The organism is Halomonas sp. ND22Bw (assembly GCF_003011945.1).
Taxonomy (GTDB): Bacteria; Pseudomonadota; Gammaproteobacteria; order Pseudomonadales; family Halomonadaceae; genus Halomonas; species Halomonas halophila.
This window is the reverse complement of record NZ_PXWD01000889.1, coordinates 1-271: the sequence shown is the minus strand read 5'-3', so window position 1 is coordinate 271 and position 271 is coordinate 1. Positions and strand designations below refer to the sequence as shown.

1 pseudogene is annotated in these 271 nt (G+C 63.1%); it reads right to left on the bottom strand.

Features of this window, described 5'->3' with window-relative positions:
* Nucleotides 1-271, bottom strand: a pseudogene (locus CVH10_RS20720) (DNA-directed RNA polymerase subunit alpha); the annotation flags it as partial.

Genomic DNA, 271 nt, shown 5'->3' with positions numbered 1-271 from the left:
CGACAGCTCCAGCTCGTCCACCTTCTTCAGCAGCGCCGGGTTGAAGGGCAGGTCGGGCTTGCCGTCCGACTGCTCGACAGCCTTCTTGGGCTCTTCGAAGGTGATGAAGATCTGCAGTTGGTCCTGCAGGATGCGCGCGGCGTAGGCCACGGCGTCCACAGGCGTCACCGCGCCGTTGGTTTCGACTTCCAGCAGCAGCTTGTCATAGTCCAGCGATTGGCCCTGACGGGTCGGCTCGACGCGATAGGCCACCTTCTTCACCGGCGAATAC